Source organism: Anaeromyxobacter sp. PSR-1, assembly GCF_000964525.1.
GTDB lineage: Bacteria > Myxococcota > Myxococcia > Myxococcales > Anaeromyxobacteraceae > Anaeromyxobacter.
The window spans coordinates 1-13,128 of record NZ_BAZG01000118.1; the positions used below are offsets into that span (position 1 = coordinate 1).

18 protein-coding genes are annotated in these 13,128 nt (G+C 77.2%); 13 read left to right on the forward strand and 5 right to left on the reverse strand.

The features are described from left to right. Nucleotides 1–79: 79 nt before the first annotated feature. The 11 genes from PSR1_RS24880 to PSR1_RS15860 all read left to right on the forward strand — a co-directional run bounded on the left by PSR1_RS24880 (nucleotide 80) and on the right by PSR1_RS15860 (nucleotide 8,697). Complete coding sequence (locus tag PSR1_RS24880; protein ID WP_272946367.1) at nucleotides 80–289, forward strand: aldolase/citrate lyase family protein; 210 nt, start codon at nucleotides 80–82, stop codon at nucleotides 287–289. Continuing rightward, on the forward strand, nucleotides 286–972 hold the full coding sequence (locus tag PSR1_RS15815) for a CoA ester lyase (RefSeq protein ID WP_272946368.1): 687 nt from the start codon (nucleotides 286–288) through the stop codon (nucleotides 970–972). Before PSR1_RS24880 ends, PSR1_RS15815 begins: the two co-directional genes overlap by 4 nt. Before the next feature lie 72 nt (nucleotides 973–1,044). After that, nucleotides 1,045–1,398, forward strand: coding sequence for a chorismate mutase (aroH, locus tag PSR1_RS15820; protein ID WP_059438454.1), 354 nt, complete (start codon nucleotides 1,045–1,047; stop codon nucleotides 1,396–1,398). A gap of 28 nt (nucleotides 1,399–1,426) precedes the next feature. After that, entirely contained in the window at nucleotides 1,427–2,293 is an 867-nt protein-coding gene (locus PSR1_RS15825) for a prephenate dehydrogenase (protein ID WP_059438455.1), read from the forward strand. Further along, complete coding sequence (gene aroA, locus PSR1_RS15830; protein ID WP_059438456.1) at nucleotides 2,290–3,612, forward strand: 3-phosphoshikimate 1-carboxyvinyltransferase; 1,323 nt, start codon at nucleotides 2,290–2,292, stop codon at nucleotides 3,610–3,612. Before PSR1_RS15825 ends, aroA begins: the two co-directional genes overlap by 4 nt. Then, a complete protein-coding gene (locus PSR1_RS15835; RefSeq protein ID WP_059438457.1) occupies nucleotides 3,609–4,445 on the forward strand; it encodes a shikimate dehydrogenase in 837 nt (278 codons plus the stop codon). Before aroA ends, PSR1_RS15835 begins: the two co-directional genes overlap by 4 nt. After that, nucleotides 4,442–5,587: a chorismate synthase gene (gene aroC / locus PSR1_RS15840; protein WP_059438458.1), complete on the forward strand. Its 1,146-nt coding sequence runs from the start codon at nucleotides 4,442–4,444 to the stop codon at nucleotides 5,585–5,587. The genes PSR1_RS15835 and aroC overlap by 4 nt, the downstream gene beginning before the upstream one ends. Continuing rightward, the gene (locus tag PSR1_RS15845) at nucleotides 5,568–6,056 is read left to right on the forward strand and encodes a shikimate kinase (protein ID WP_059438459.1); all 489 of its coding nucleotides are present in this window, start codon (nucleotides 5,568–5,570) and stop codon (nucleotides 6,054–6,056) included. The genes aroC and PSR1_RS15845 overlap by 20 nt, the downstream gene beginning before the upstream one ends. Then, nucleotides 6,053–7,216: a 3-dehydroquinate synthase family protein gene (locus tag PSR1_RS15850; RefSeq protein WP_059438460.1), complete on the forward strand. Its 1,164-nt coding sequence runs from the start codon at nucleotides 6,053–6,055 to the stop codon at nucleotides 7,214–7,216. Before PSR1_RS15845 ends, PSR1_RS15850 begins: the two co-directional genes overlap by 4 nt. Beyond that, complete coding sequence (aroQ, locus tag PSR1_RS15855) at nucleotides 7,213–7,683, forward strand: type II 3-dehydroquinate dehydratase (protein WP_059438461.1); 471 nt, start codon at nucleotides 7,213–7,215, stop codon at nucleotides 7,681–7,683. The genes PSR1_RS15850 and aroQ overlap by 4 nt, the downstream gene beginning before the upstream one ends. A gap of 9 nt (nucleotides 7,684–7,692) precedes the next feature. Further along, nucleotides 7,693–8,697, forward strand: a complete 1,005-nt coding sequence (locus PSR1_RS15860) for a glycosyltransferase (RefSeq protein ID WP_059438462.1) — start codon at nucleotides 7,693–7,695, stop codon at nucleotides 8,695–8,697. Nucleotides 8,698–8,769: 72 nt separating this feature from the next. Here the strand turns inward: PSR1_RS15860 and bfr are convergent, their stop codons facing one another. The 3 genes from bfr to PSR1_RS15875 all read right to left on the reverse strand — a co-directional run bounded on the left by bfr (nucleotide 8,770) and on the right by PSR1_RS15875 (nucleotide 9,814). Then, nucleotides 8,770–9,246, reverse strand: coding sequence for a bacterioferritin (bfr, locus tag PSR1_RS15865; protein WP_059438469.1), 477 nt, complete (start codon nucleotides 9,244–9,246; stop codon nucleotides 8,770–8,772). A gap of 119 nt (nucleotides 9,247–9,365) precedes the next feature. Beyond that, a complete protein-coding gene (locus PSR1_RS15870) occupies nucleotides 9,366–9,578 on the reverse strand; it encodes a bacterioferritin-associated ferredoxin (protein ID WP_160309029.1) in 213 nt (70 codons plus the stop codon). Beyond that, nucleotides 9,575–9,814, reverse strand: coding sequence for a hypothetical protein (locus tag PSR1_RS15875; RefSeq protein ID WP_237758038.1), 240 nt, complete (start codon nucleotides 9,812–9,814; stop codon nucleotides 9,575–9,577). Before PSR1_RS15875 ends, PSR1_RS15870 begins: the two co-directional genes overlap by 4 nt. Nucleotides 9,815–9,988: 174 nt before the next feature. Here PSR1_RS15875 and PSR1_RS15880 point away from each other — a divergent pair, with 174 nt between their 5' ends. Together PSR1_RS15880 and PSR1_RS15885 are read left to right on the forward strand one after the other, a co-directional pair. Further along, complete coding sequence (locus PSR1_RS15880; protein ID WP_059438465.1) at nucleotides 9,989–11,041, forward strand: DUF4303 domain-containing protein; 1,053 nt, start codon at nucleotides 9,989–9,991, stop codon at nucleotides 11,039–11,041. A 38-nt stretch (nucleotides 11,042–11,079) separates the two neighbouring features. After that, nucleotides 11,080–11,904 (forward strand): class I SAM-dependent methyltransferase, encoded by an 825-nt coding sequence (locus tag PSR1_RS15885; protein WP_059438466.1) that lies wholly within the window; start codon nucleotides 11,080–11,082, stop codon nucleotides 11,902–11,904. Here PSR1_RS15885 and PSR1_RS15890 read toward each other — a convergent pair. Then, entirely contained in the window at nucleotides 11,901–12,806 is a 906-nt protein-coding gene (locus PSR1_RS15890) for an RluA family pseudouridine synthase (protein WP_059438467.1), read from the reverse strand. The genes PSR1_RS15885 and PSR1_RS15890 overlap by 4 nt on opposite strands. Before the next feature lie 22 nt (nucleotides 12,807–12,828). Further along, on the reverse strand, nucleotides 12,829–13,128 hold a 300-nt coding region (locus tag PSR1_RS15895), incomplete at its 5' end, for an FmdB family zinc ribbon protein (protein WP_237758041.1).

A 13,128-nucleotide genomic window follows, 5' to 3' on the forward strand; every position in this document is an offset into this window, starting at 1 on the left:
GCAACCGCTCCCCGCTTCCGCGCGGTGGCCCGCTCTGGCACGCTCGCTCCCGCGCCGTCCAACGCCCGAGGAGCCCTCGATGCCCGCCGTCCGCCCCCGCCGCAGCGCCCTGTACCTGCCCGGCTCCAACGCGCGCGCGCTCGAGAAGGCGCGCACGCTCCCGGCCGACGCGCTCATCCTCGACCTGGAGGACGCGGTGGCGCCCGCCGCGAAGGACGCCGCCCGCGCGCAGGTGGTGGCGGCGCTCGGGCAGGGGGCTTCGGGCGGCGCGAGCGCGTGGTGCGCGTGAACGGGCTCGGCACGCCCTGGGGCGCGGCGGATCTCGCGGCGCTGGCCCGCGCCGGCGCCGACGCGGTCTGCCTGCCGAAGGTGGAGCGGGCCGCCGAGGTGCACGCCGCGGCGCAGGCGCTCGCCGCGGGCCACGCGCCGGCCGGGCTGGCGCTCTGGTGCATGATCGAGACGCCGCGCGGCGTGCTGGCGGCGGACGAGATCGCCGGCGCCTCGCCGCGGGTGGCGTGCCTGGTGGCCGGCACGAGCGACCTCGTGAAGGACCTCGGGGCCCGCCACACCGCCGGGCGCGCCGAGGTGCTCACCAGCCTGTCGCTCGTGCTGCTCGCCGCGCGCGCGCACGGGCTCGCCGCCCTCGACGGCGTGTTCCTCGACCTCGAGGACGCGGCCGGGCTGGAGGCCGCCTGCCGGCAGGGGCGCGACCTCGGCTTCGACGGCAAGACGCTCATCCACCCGAAGCAGCTCGACGCCGCCAACCGCGCCTTCGCGCCGGACGAGGCCGAGCTGGAGCGGGCGCGCCGCGTGATCGCGGCGCACGCCCAGGCGGAGGCGGCCGGGCAGGGCGTCACGGTGGTGGACGGGCGCCTGGTGGAGGCGCTGCACGTCGCCGCGGCGCGACGGACCGTGGCGCTGGCCGAGGCGATCGCGGCGGGGCACGGCGCGGCGGGCCCGCACCCGGGGTGACGCAAGACCGCGTGGATCCGGCGGAAAGCGGGTGGACACCCGCGCGCCCGTTTCCTACACTGTTCGACTCCCATGCGTGGACTTCGAGGCGCCACCCAGTGCTCGGCCAACACGGTCGAGGCGATCGAGGATGCGGTGACCGAGCTGTGCCGCGAGATCACCTCGCGGAACCAGCTCGACCCGCAGCAGATCGTGTGGGCGATCTTCACCGTCACGCACGACCTCGACGCCGACTTCCCGGCGCGCGCCGCGCGCGTGCAGGGGTGGAACGGCGTCCCGATGATCTGCTCGCAGGAGATCCCGGTCCCCGGCTCGATGCCGCGCATCATCCGGGTGCTCCTGCACGTGGACTCCGACGGTCCGCGCAACCACGTGTACCTGCGCGGCGCGCAGGCGCTCCGGCCCGACCTCCACGTGCGGCCGTGACCGGCGCGGCCGGGGAGCGGAGGCGAGCGTGAACGCGCAGACGAACAGGCCGCTCCCCGCGCTCCCGGGCCACCTGGGCGTGGTGGGGCTGGGCCTCATGGGCGCCTCGCTCGCCCGCGCCGCCCGCCGGGTGGACCGGGGCGTGCGCATCACCGCGGTGGAGCCGCGCGCCGAGGTGCGCGCCCGGGCGCTCGCCGACGGCGTGGCCGACCACGTCGCCGCCGCGCCCGACGCCGCGCTCGCCGGCTGCGGGGTGGTGGTGCTGTGCACGCCGGTCGCGACCATCGAGGCGCTGCTCGCGCCGGTGTCGGCGCTGCTCGCCGACGGCGCCGTGCTCACCGACGTCGGCGGCGCGAAGGAGCGGGTGGTGACGCTGGCGCGCGAGCGGGTCCGCCCCGGCGTCGCCTTCGTGGGCGCGCACCCCATGTTCGGCGGCCACGGCGGCTACGACGGCGCCACGGCGGAGAAGTGGTCGGCGGGCGGGACGGTGGCGATCTGCACCGACGGGGACCCCGCCGCGGTGGAGCGGGTCGCGGCGCTGCACCTCGCGCTCGGCGCGAAGGTCGAGCGCTGCACCGCCGCCGAGCACGACGCGGCGGTGGCGATGGTCTCGCACCTGCCGTACCTCGTCGCCTCGGCGCTCTCGGTGGCGGTGCAGGAGGCCGGCCCGCTCGCCATGCACCTCGCCGGCCCCGGGCTCAAGGACGCGACGCGCCTGGCCGAGTTCCCGTTCGACATCCAGGGCGAGGTGGCCCGGCGCAACGCCCACCTGCCGGAGGCGGCCCGCCGGCTGGAGCGGCACCTCGCCCGCATCCTCGCCGCCATCGCCGAGTCGCCGGAGTCGGCGCGCTCGGCCCTCGAGGCGGCCCGCGCCGCACGGGAGGAGCTGTTTTGAGCGCTGCCCCGACCTCCGGTCCCCTGACCTGCCGGCGCGCCGGCCCGCTGCGCGGCGCCATCGAGGTGCCCGGCGACAAGTCCATCTCGCACCGGAGCCTGCTCTTCGGCGCGCTGTCCACCGGCGAGACCCGCGTCACCGGGCTCCTCGACGCCGAGGACGTCCACTCGACCCGCCAGGCCGTCGAGGCGCTCGGCGCGACCGTGCGCGCCGAGGGCGGCGAGGTGGTGGTGACGCCGCCCGCGACGCTGCGCGAGCCGGGCGACGTCATCGACTGCGGCAACTCCGGCACCAGCCTCCGCCTCCTCACCGGCGTCCTCTCCGGCGTGCCCGGCCTGTCGGTCCTCACCGGCGACGCCTCGCTGCGGCGGCGGCCGGTGCGGCGGGTGATCGACCCGCTGCGGGTGATGGGCGCGAACCTGTCCGCCCGCGACGGGGATCGCCTGCCGCCGGTGGTGGTCCGCGGCGGCCCGCTGCGCGGGGCGCGCCACGTGCTCCCGGTCGCGAGCGCGCAGGTGAAGAGCGCGATCCTGCTCGCCGGCCTGTTCGCCGAGGGCGAGACCTCGGTGGTCGAGCCGGAGAAGAGCCGCGACCACACCGAGCGCATGCTGCGCGGCATGGGCGTGCCGGTGCGGGTCTCGGGCCTCGAGGTGTCGGTCTCGGCGGCGCGGCCCGCCGGCGGGCGGGTGGACGTGCCCGGCGACATCTCCTCGGCGGCGTTCTTCCTCTGCGGCGCGGCGGCGCTCCCGGGCTCCGAGGTGACGGTCCGCAACCTGGGCGTGAACGAGACGCGCACCGGGCTCCTCGACGTGCTCCGGGCCATGGGCGCCGACGTGCGGCTCGAGCACCTCCGCGAGGTGGCGGGCGAGCCGCGCGCCGACGTGACCGTCCGCGCCGATCGCCTGGAGGGCACCGAGATCCGCGGCGCCACCATCCCGCGGCTCATCGACGAGCTGCCGGTGGTGATGGTGATGGCCACCCAGGCGCGCGGCCGGACGGTGATCCGCGACGCGAAGGAGCTCCGGGTGAAGGAGTCCGACCGGCTCGCCGCCATGGGCGAGACGCTCGCGCGCGCCGGCGCCCGCATCGAGCTCTACGACGACGGCTGCGCCATCGACGGGCCCACCCCGCTGCGCGGCGTCGAGGTCCGCACCCGGCTCGACCACCGCATCGCCATGTCGATGGCGGTCGCCCAGCTGTTCTGCGGCGGCGAGCCGGTGGTGCTCGACGACGTGGCCTGCGTCGCGACCAGCTTCCCGAGCTTCTTCCGCCTGCTCGACCAGGTGTCCGGCCGGGCGCCGGGCGGGGGTGCGCCGTGATCACCGGGCGCACCGCGCTGTACGGCGTCGTCGGCCACCCGGTGGCGCACAGCCGCTCGCCGGAGCTGCAGAACGCGGCGTTCGCGCGGCTCGGCGTGGACGCCGTCTACGTGGCGCTGCCGGTCGCGCCGGAGCGGATCGACGAGGCGCTCCGCGGCGCCCACGCGCTCGGCTTCCAGGGGCTGAACGTCACCGTCCCGCACAAGCCGCGCGCGGCGTCGCTCTGCCACGCGCTCGACCCGGTGGCGGCCGCGGTGGGCGCCGTCAACACGCTGCGCCGGACCCGCGACGGCTGGGAGGGCTTCAACACCGACGCGCCCGCCTGCCGCACGCTGCTCGAGGCGGCCGGGGTGGCGCGCGGGGCGCGGGCGCTGCTGGTGGGCGCGGGGGGCGCGGCGCGCGCCGCCGCATGGGCGCTCCTGCAGCTCGGGACCGAGCTCCGGGTGGCGGCGCGCCGCGAGGAGGCCGCCGCCGAGCTGTGCCGGGAGCTCGCCGCCGCGGTCCCCGGCGCCGACGCGGCCACCGCCGACTTCGAGGACCTGGAGGCGGAGGCCGACGCCGCCGCGGTGGTGGTGAACGGCACGTCGGTGGGGCTGCCCGGGCACGAGGGCCGCCTGCCGCCGCTCCGGTTCCGCGCCGACCAGGCGGTGCTCGACTTCGTCTACGGCGACACCGAGCTGGCCCGCGCCGCGCGCGCGGCCGGCGCCCGGCTGGTCACCGGCGAGCAGGTCCTGGTGCGCCAGGGCGCGCTCGCGTTCACCCTCTGGACCGGCCAGCCCGCCCCCGAGGCGGACATGGCCCGCGCGCTCGAGGCGCGCGAGGGAGCGCGATGACACTTCGGTACCTGACCGCCGGCGAGTCGCACGGCCCGGCGCTGGTCGCCATCGCCGAGGGCTTCCCGGCGGGGCTGGCGGTGGACTTCGAGGCGGTGGACCGCGACCTGCGCCGCCGCCAGAAGGGCTACGGCCGCGGCGGCCGCATGAAGATCGAGACCGACGCGGCGCAGTTCCTGGCCGGGCTGCGCGGCGGGGTCACCACCGGGGCGCCCATCGCGCTCGCGGTCTGGAACAAGGACCACGAGAACTGGAAGGACCTCGTCTCGCCCTACGCGCGCGGCGGCCGGAAGTTCACCCAGGTGCGCCCCGGCCACGCCGACCTCGCCGGCGCGCTCAAGTACGGGCTCGACGACGCGCGCGACGTGCTGGAGCGGGCCAGCGCCCGGTCCACCGCGGTGATCGTCGCGCTCGGCGCGCTCGCGAAGGCGCTGCTCTCGAGCCTGGGCGTGGAGGTGTGCTCGCGGGTGGTGGCCATCGGGCCGCGCGACATCCGCCCCGACGCGCCGCCCACCGCGGAGCAGCGCGCGGCCATCGAGGCCTCCGACCTGCACGTGGACGACGAGGCGCTCGCCGCCGAGTGGCGCGCGCTCATCGACGCGGAGAAGGCCCGCGGCGGCTCCATCGGCGGCGCGTTCGACGTGTACGCCACCGGGCTCCCCATCGGCGTCGGCAGCCACGTCCACCCGGACCGGCGCCTCGACGCCCGCCTCGCCGGCGCGCTCTGCGGCGTGCAGGCGATCCGCGCGGTGGAGATCGGCGACGGCACGCAGGTGGGCCGTCCCGGCTACGAGTTCCACGACGCCATCCACCACGACCCCGCCCGCGGCTTCTGGCGCGAGACCAACCGCGCCGGCGGCCTCGAGGGCGGCATGACCGACGGCATGCCGCTCCGCGTGCGCGCCTACATGAAGCCCATCCCCACCATGCTCCACCCGCTCGCGACGGTGGACCTCGCCACCCGGCAGGCCACCCAGGCCCGCTACGAGCGGAGCGACGTGTGCGCGGTGCCGGCCGCCGCGGTGGTGGGCGAGGCGGTGGTGGCCTGGGAGCTCGCGAACGCGCTCCTGGAGAAGTTCGGCGGCGACGCGGTCGAGGACGTGCGCCGGGCGGTGGAGGCGTATGCCGCTCGGATCCGCTGAGACGCTGGCGCTCACCGGCATGATGGGCTCGGGGAAGTCCACCGTGGCCCCGCTGCTGGCGCGCTGGCTGGGGCGGCGGCTGGTGCGGCTCGACGACGAGATCGTGCGCGCGGCGGGCAAGCCCATCGCCCGGGTGTTCGCCGAGGACGGCGAGGGGCGCTTCCGCGCGCTGGAGCGCGCCGCGGTGGCCGCCCTCCCGCCGGGCGCGGTGGCCGACCTGGGCGGCGGCGCGTTCTGCGACCTGCACGGCGCCGCGCGCCTGCTCGCCACCGCCCGGGTGGTGTTCCTCGACGTCTCGGCGCAGGAGGCCGCCCGCCGCATCGGCGACGATCCCGCCCGCCCGCTCGCCGCGCGCTGGGAGGCGCTCCTCGCGCGCCGCCTGCCGCTCTACCGCCGCGCCCACCTCACCGTCCACGTGGACGGGATGACGCCCGAGGCGGTGGCCCGGCGCGTCCTGGAGTCGCTATGAGCCGGACCCGCAAGCCCGCGCCCGCGTCCGAGGAGGCCGAGGCCGGCGCCGCGGTCACCGAGATCATCCCGGCGCGGCAGGGCGAGCACGCCTACGAGGTGCGCGTCGGCCCGGGCGCGGCGGCGGCGCTCCCGGCGCTCGCCGACGAGCACGACGCGGTGGCGCTCGTCTCCTGCCGCCGGGTGCTCTCGACGCCCTTCGGCAGGGACGTGCTCGCCCGGCTGCGCCGCGAGGCGCCGCTCGCGCTCGTGCACGCGCTCCCGGACGGCGAGGCGGGCAAGACGCTCGCCGAGCTGGAGCGGGCCGCGACGAAGCTGCTCCGCGCCGGCGGCACGCGGCGCACGCTGGTGGTGGCGCTGGGCGGGGGCGCGGTGAGCGACGCGGCCGGCTTCCTCGCCGCGACCTACATGCGCGGCGTGCCCTGGGTGGCGGTGCCCACCACGCTGCTCGCCATGGTGGACGCGGCCATCGGCGGCAAGACCGCGGTGAACCTGCCCGCCGCGAAGAACGCGGTGGGCGCGTTCCACCCGCCGGACGCGGTGCTGGCGGACCCCGCCGCGCTGCGCACGCTGCCGCGCCGCGAGCTGTCGAGCGGCCTCGGCGAGGTGCTGAAGTACGGCGCGCTCCAGCCGGCGCTGCTCGACGCGTTCGCGGCGCTCGGCGCGGCCGCGCCGGATCCGGCCGTGATCGCCACCTGCGCCCGCATGAAGGTGGACGTGGTGGCGGAGGATCCGAACGAGCACGGGCCCCGCAAGCTCCTCAACCTGGGCCACACCTTCGGGCACGGGGTGGAGGCGGCCGGGCGGTTCTCGCGGTACACCCACGGCGAGTCGGTCGCGGTGGGCCTCGCGTTCGCGTTCCGGCTGGCGGCGCGGATGGGCCGGGTGGACGGCGCCGCGGTGGAGCGGGTCGAGGGCGCCGTCGCCGGGGCCGGGCTGCCGGTGCGGGTCCCGGCGACGATCGCGCGTGCCGCCGCGCGCCTGATGGCGTACGACAAGAAGCGGGCGGCGGGCGGGCTGCGCTGGGTGCTCCCGGCCGCCGTCGAGGGCGGGTGGCGGGTGGAGTGGGACGTCGAGGCGGAGCCGGCGGCGGTCGAGGCGGCGGTGGCGGAGATCTCGGAGGCGCGGGCGGGCGGCCGCCCCGCGCGGAGGGCGCGATGATCCTGATCGTCAACGGGCCGAACCTGAACCTGCTGGGCGAGCGCGAGCCGGACGTGTACGGGCGCAGCACGCTCGGCGACGTGGAGCAGCTCGTCCGCGACGCCTGCGCGGCCTGGGACGTGGAGGTGAAGGCGTTCCAGTCCAACCACGAGGGCGCGATCCTCGACTTCCTGCAGGAGCACCGGAAGAAGGCGCGCGGGATCATCGTGAACGCCGGGGCGCTCACGCACACGAGCTACGCGCTGCACGACTGCCTGAAGGCGATGCCCGCGCCGGCGGTGGAGGTGCACATCTCCAACATCCACGCGCGCGAGGCGTTCCGGCACGTGAGCGTCATCGCCCCCGCCTGCCGCGGGCAGATCGTGGGCCTGGGGATCCGCGGGTACCTGCTCGCGGCCGAGTGGCTCTGCGCGGAGATCGGCGCGCAGCCGCGCGCCGCCGAGGACCGCAAGAAGCCGAGCCCGTAGCCGGCGCCGGTGCCCAGGGTCGCCGTCCTCCTCCCCGCGCGCGACGCCGCCCGCACCGTGCGGGCGGCGGCCGCGTCGATCCTGCGCCAGACCGAGCGCGACCTGGCGCTCGTGTGCGTGGACGACGGCTCGCGCGACGGCACCGCCGAGCTGCTGGAGCGGCTCGCCGCGCGCGACCGGCGGGTGCGCCTGCTGCGCGGCCCCGGCGAGGGGATCGCCCGGGCGCTGCAGCGAGGCCTCGCCGCCTGCGACGCCGAGGTGGTGGCGCGGATGGACGCGGACGACGTGGCCCACCCGCGCCGGCTCGCGCTCCAGCTCGCCGCGCTCCGCGCCGATCCGTCGCTCGCCGCGCTGGGCGGGCGGGTCCGGCTCTTCCCGCGCGCGGCGGTGCGCCCGGGCATGGCGCGCTACGCGGCGTGGCTGAACGGCCTCGTCACGCCCGCGCTGGTGGAGCGCGACCTGCTGGTGGAGGCGCCGCTCGTCCATCCCGCGGCCGCGATCCGGCGCGACGCGCTGGAGCGCGCCGGCGGCTGGCGCGACGGCCCGTTCCCGGAGGACTACGATCTCTGGCTGCGCCTCGCCGCCGCCGGCGGGCGGCTCGGCAACCTGGCCGAGCCGGTGCTCGCCTGGCGCGAGTCGCCCGGGCGGCTCACCCGCACCGACCCGCGCTACGCGCTCGCCCGCCACGTGGCGCTGAAGTGCGCGCACCTCGCCCGCCACGTGCTCCGCGGCGCGTCGGAGGTGGCGCTGTGGGGGGCGGGGGAGACCGGCCGCGCCTTCTCCGACGCGCTCCGCGCCGAGGGGATCGCGACCGCCGCGTTCGTCGAGGTCGATCGCAAGAAGATCGGCCGCACCGTGCGCGGGGCGCGGGTCGTCTCCTACGAGGAGGTGGGCCGGCTCCGCGGGCTGCCGCTGCTCGTGGCGGTGGGCGCGCCCGGCGCGCGCGACCTCATCCGCGCGGAGCTCTCCCGCGCCGGCTTCGAGGAGCTGGCCGACTACCGCTGCGTCGCCTGAGGGCCTCCGCGCTCCGCTCGCCCCTCGACAGGCTCGGGGTGAGCGGAACCTCGGTTGCATCGGGCGCCGGGGTCAGCCGTCCTTCTTGAGCTGCTCGGTCAGGTAGTTCTGCACGCCGATCTGGTCGATGGCGGTGAGCTGCGTCTCGAGCCAGTTCGCGTGCTCCTCCTCGCCCTCCAGGATGTCCTCGAGGAGGTCGGCGGAGCCGTTGTCGCCGGCGTTCCGGCAGGTCTCGATGCCGCGGTTGAGCACGCCGATGGCGTGCTTCTCGAGGTCGAGGTCCGCGGCCAGGATCTCGGGCACGCTCTCGCCGATGTTGATCTTGGCGAGCTTCTGCACGTTGGGCATGCCGTCGAGGTACAGGATGCGCTCGATCAGGTGGTCGGCGTCCTTCATCTCGTCGATCGACTCGGCCCGGAACTTCGCGTACAGGCGGTCGTAGCCCCAGTTCTCGCAGACGCGCGCGTGCAGGAAGTACTGGTTGATGGCGGTGAGCTCGTTGGTGAGCACCTCGTTCAGCACGTCGAGCACCTTGGCGTCGCCCTTCATCACCCCTCCGTTCGTGTCCGGGTCCGGCGCCGGCCGGCGCACCGAAGCCTAGCGGCGGAGACGGCCCGCGGCTCGGGCGGGCCCCAACTGAGCGTCACCGGGGGCGGCGGCCCGCGCGATCAGGCGGCGTCGCGCCGCGGGGCGGCCTGGGCGCGGGCGCAGGCGGGCGCGGCGGCGGCGCCGCCCGCGTGGACCTTGGCGAGCGCGGCCACGCAGCAGCGGCAGGCGGTCCCGGCCCCCGTCTCGGCGATCACCTGGCGGAGCGAGGCGCCCTCGGCCGCGCGCCGCCGGACCAGCGAGTCCGACACGTTGAAGCAGAGGCAGAGGATCACGCCCGCCCCCATCCGCGCGGCAGCGGACCCGCCGCCCCGGCGCGGCACGCGGCGCAGCAGCCGAACAGCCGCAGCCGCGGGGCGCGCACCTCGAAGCCGTTCCGCGACGCGGCGGAGGCGGCGAGCGCGCCGAGGTCGGGGTCGATGGCCACCACCGCGCCGCAGCGCGTGCAGACGAGCGCGCAGGCCGGCTCGGCGGTGGCGGGGGAGGGGACGGGATCGCGGGGAGGATGCACCAGGGCTCCGGAGCTGATGTTGAGAATGACTCTCACTATCATGGGCGCGGCCGGCCGTCATGACGCCCATCAAGCGGGGGTCGGTTCCCGGCGGCCGGGCGGGGAGGCGCCCGCCGCGGGGAGGGCGCCGGCGCGTTGCGGGCGGGGGGCGGGACGGTCTAGGGTCCCGGAAACGTGCCGGATTCCTTCGACCTGGGCGCCTTCCGCCGAGACCTCACCCGCCGGACGGCCGACGCGGTGCACGCGCTGCGGGCCCGCATCGGCTCCGAGACCCTGTACGGCTTCGCGCTGTTCACGAGCGGGGAGCGCGACTTCGCCTGGGTGCGCGCCTCCGCCAACACCGAGGACGCGCTCACCCGGCGCGCCGCCGCCGCCGCCGCGCTGGACCCGCGCTTCCGCGGCGAGGCCGGGCGGCGCCTGCTGCGCTGGTCGGCGCCGGACTGGGAGTACCACGACTTCGCGCCGGAGGTCCGCGGCCTGGCGGTGCCGCCGCCCGAGGGCCGGCGCCCCACGCTCGACCCCGCGCTCTACGACGCGTTCGTGGGCGCGCTGAAGGCGGTGGACCGCGCCGGGCTGTTCGGCCGCGGCGCCGACCGCGCCTTCCTCACCGTGAACATCCTCTGCGACCACGCCTCGCCGGCGTTCTTCCGCCGCGGGCTCCGCGCGCTCAACCCGGTGCCCACCGCCGAGCGGCACCTGCACGAGACCGCCGCCGCGCCGTTCGTCCGCTGCGTGAACCGCGCGCCCCGCCGCGAGCGGATGCGCATCTGGCTGGCGCTCTACGAGGACCTGTACATGGAGTGGCGCACGCCCATCGCCGAGGAGGCGCGCGCGCGGGGCCTCAGCCCGTGGGACGTGGAGGAGGAGCTGGCGCGCTTCGGGCCCAAGGTGGTGCCGGCGCTCATCGACCTCCTCGCGCACTACGGCTTCGCCGCGCCCATCGACCACAACCGCGGCTTCGAGACGCGCGAGGTGTGGCTGGCCGGGTCGGCGCTGTTCCTGGTGCGGCGCATCGGGATGGTGGCCGAGGCGGAGGTCGCGCGGCTGCAGCGGCTGGTGGGCGACTTCGCCGAGCGCGACCGCCGCCTGCGGGTCGCGTCCACGCTGGCCGAGAACACCGCCCGCGTGCTGCACGAGCTCCGCCCGCGCCGCTTCCCGCCCTCGGAGATGGACCCGCTCACGTTCAAGCTGACGAACCCCGAGCCGTTCCTGCTGCGGCGGCCCTGATCGCCTCGTCCGCGCCGTGGCATAGTGCGCCTCCGCGCATGACCGACCGAAGCCGCCGAGCCCGCCCCGCCGCCGCCCGCGCCGCCGCACGCCCTTCGCCGCACGACCGCCACGTCCTGTACGAGCGCGCCGTCCAGCACGCCGACAGCGAGCTCGACCTGGTGGACCGGGTGGTGCGCCGCGGCGGGGGGACGCCGCGCCGGCTGCGCGAGGACTTCAGCGGCACCGCGCTCCTCTCCGCCGCCTGGGTCCGGCGCGGCCGGGACCGCAGCGCCGTGGCGGTGGACCTCGACGCGTCGGTGCACGGCTGGGCCCGCGCCCACCGGGTGCCGGCCCTCGGCGCGGCCGCGGCGCGGCTCCGGCTGGTGGAGGCCGACGTGCGGGAGGGGCCGCCGGGGCCGTTCGACGCGGTGATCGCCTTCAACTTCAGCTACGGCGTGCTGCAGACGCGCGCGGCGCTGGGCGCGTACCTGCGGGCCGCGGGGGCCGCGCTCGCGCCGCGCGGCGCGCTGCTGCTCGACGCGTACGGCGGCTGGGACGCCGAGAAGGAGCTCGAGGAGCGGCGGCGCATCGGCGGCGGCGTGAGCTACGTGTGGGAGCAGGAGTCGTTCGACCCCATCACCCGCCGGGTCCGCTGCGCCATCCACTTCGAGCTGCCCGGCGGCCGGCGCCTGCGCCGCGCCTTCACCTACGACTGGCGGCTCTGGACGATCCCCGAGCTCACCGAGCTGGTGCAGGAGGCCGGGCTCGAGCCGGAGGTGCTCTGGGACGTGGCGCCGCGGGGCGCGACGCGGTACGTGCCGCGCCGCTCGGCCTCGAACCAGGGCGGCTGGATCGCGTACGTGGTGGGGCGGCGGCGCTAGCCCGCGTCGGGCGGGACCAGCGCCGCCTCGACGGCGCGGAAGTCCTCGGGCGGCTCGGCCTCGAACACCAGCCGCGCGCCGGTGACGGGGTGTGGCAGCTCGAGGCGCGCGGCGTGGAGCATCACCCGCGGCACCGCCACCTCGCCGACCCGGCGCGGCCCGCCGTAGCGCGCGTCGCCGAGCAGCGGCGCGCCGAGCGCCGCGAGGTGCACGCGAATCTGGTGGGTGCGGCCGGTCTCCGGGCGCGCCTCCACCTGCGCGCCGCCGGGCGCTTCACGGAGGGTGCGGTAGCGGGTGGCGGCCGGCTCGCCGGCCGGATCGACGCGGCGCAGCCCGGGGCGCGACGGGTCCTTGCCGAGCGCGAGCGCCACGCGCCCCTCCGGCGGCGAGGGCGCGCGGGCGCAGAGCGCGAGGTAGGTCTTCTCCGGCGTGCCGGTGCGGAACGCCTCCGCGAGCGCCGCGGCGGCCTCCCGGGTGCGCGCGAACACCGTGACGCCCGAGGTCTCCCGGTCGAGCCGGTGCACCAGCGTCACCGGCGCGCCGAGCAGCGCCGAGACCAGCTCGGGCAGCGCGCCGCGGTCGGTGGTGAGCGTCGGCTGCGCGGGCACGCCGGCGGGCTTGTCCACCGCGCACAGGTCCGCGTCGGCGTAGAGCAGCCGCTCCCGCCCGAACGCGGCCGGCGCGGGCGCGGCGCGGCCGCCCTCCTCGAGGTTCACCACCACCTGCTGGCCGGGGGTGAGCGTGCGGCCCGCCACCTTGCAGCGGCGGCCGTCCACGAACACGCCGCCCGCCTCGATGGCGCGCCGGGCCAGGCCGCGCGAGATCCCGCCGCGCGCGGCGATGAACCGGTCGATCCGCTCGTACCGATCGACGTCGGGCACGAGCAGGGTCAGGCGGCGCACGGGCGGGCGGGGGCGCGGCGCGCTAGGCGGCCGACTTGTTGGCCGGGCAGCTGGCGCAGGCGCCGGACTTCGGCTCGGGCTTGCTCTCCGGCTTCCGGTCCGGGGTGATCGCGGCGGCGCTCTTCCCGCCGTAGTCGGTGATGTAGAAGCCCGAGCCCTTGAACGCGAACGCGCTCGCGGACATCAGCTTCCGCACCTTCGAGCCGCACACCTCGTGCACCTGCAGCGCCGGATCCGACATCTTCTGCAGGGCGTCGAACCTCCCGCACTTGGGGCACTCGTACTCGTAGATGGGCATCGCGAAGAATCTCCAGCCCGGAAC

What these genes read in the sequence shown, in the direction of transcription:
- PSR1_RS24880 (WP_272946367.1), top strand. Translation starts at nt 80, where the DNA reads ATGCCCGCCGTCCGCCCCCGCCGCAGCGCCCTGTACCTGCCCGGCTCC.
- aroH (WP_059438454.1), top strand. Translation starts at nt 1,045, where the DNA reads ATGCGTGGACTTCGAGGCGCCACCCAGTGCTCGGCCAACACGGTCGAG.
- aroC (WP_059438458.1), top strand. Translation starts at nt 4,442, where the DNA reads ATGACACTTCGGTACCTGACCGCCGGCGAGTCGCACGGCCCGGCGCTG.
- PSR1_RS15845 (WP_059438459.1), top strand. Translation starts at nt 5,568, where the DNA reads ATGCCGCTCGGATCCGCTGAGACGCTGGCGCTCACCGGCATGATGGGC.
- PSR1_RS15850 (WP_059438460.1), top strand. Translation starts at nt 6,053, where the DNA reads ATGAGCCGGACCCGCAAGCCCGCGCCCGCGTCCGAGGAGGCCGAGGCC.
- aroQ (WP_059438461.1), top strand. Translation starts at nt 7,213, where the DNA reads ATGATCCTGATCGTCAACGGGCCGAACCTGAACCTGCTGGGCGAGCGC.
- bfr (WP_059438469.1), bottom strand. Translation starts at nt 9,246, where the DNA reads ATGAAGGGCGACGCCAAGGTGCTCGACGTGCTGAACGAGGTGCTCACC.
- PSR1_RS15885 (WP_059438466.1), top strand. Translation starts at nt 11,080, where the DNA reads ATGACCGACCGAAGCCGCCGAGCCCGCCCCGCCGCCGCCCGCGCCGCC.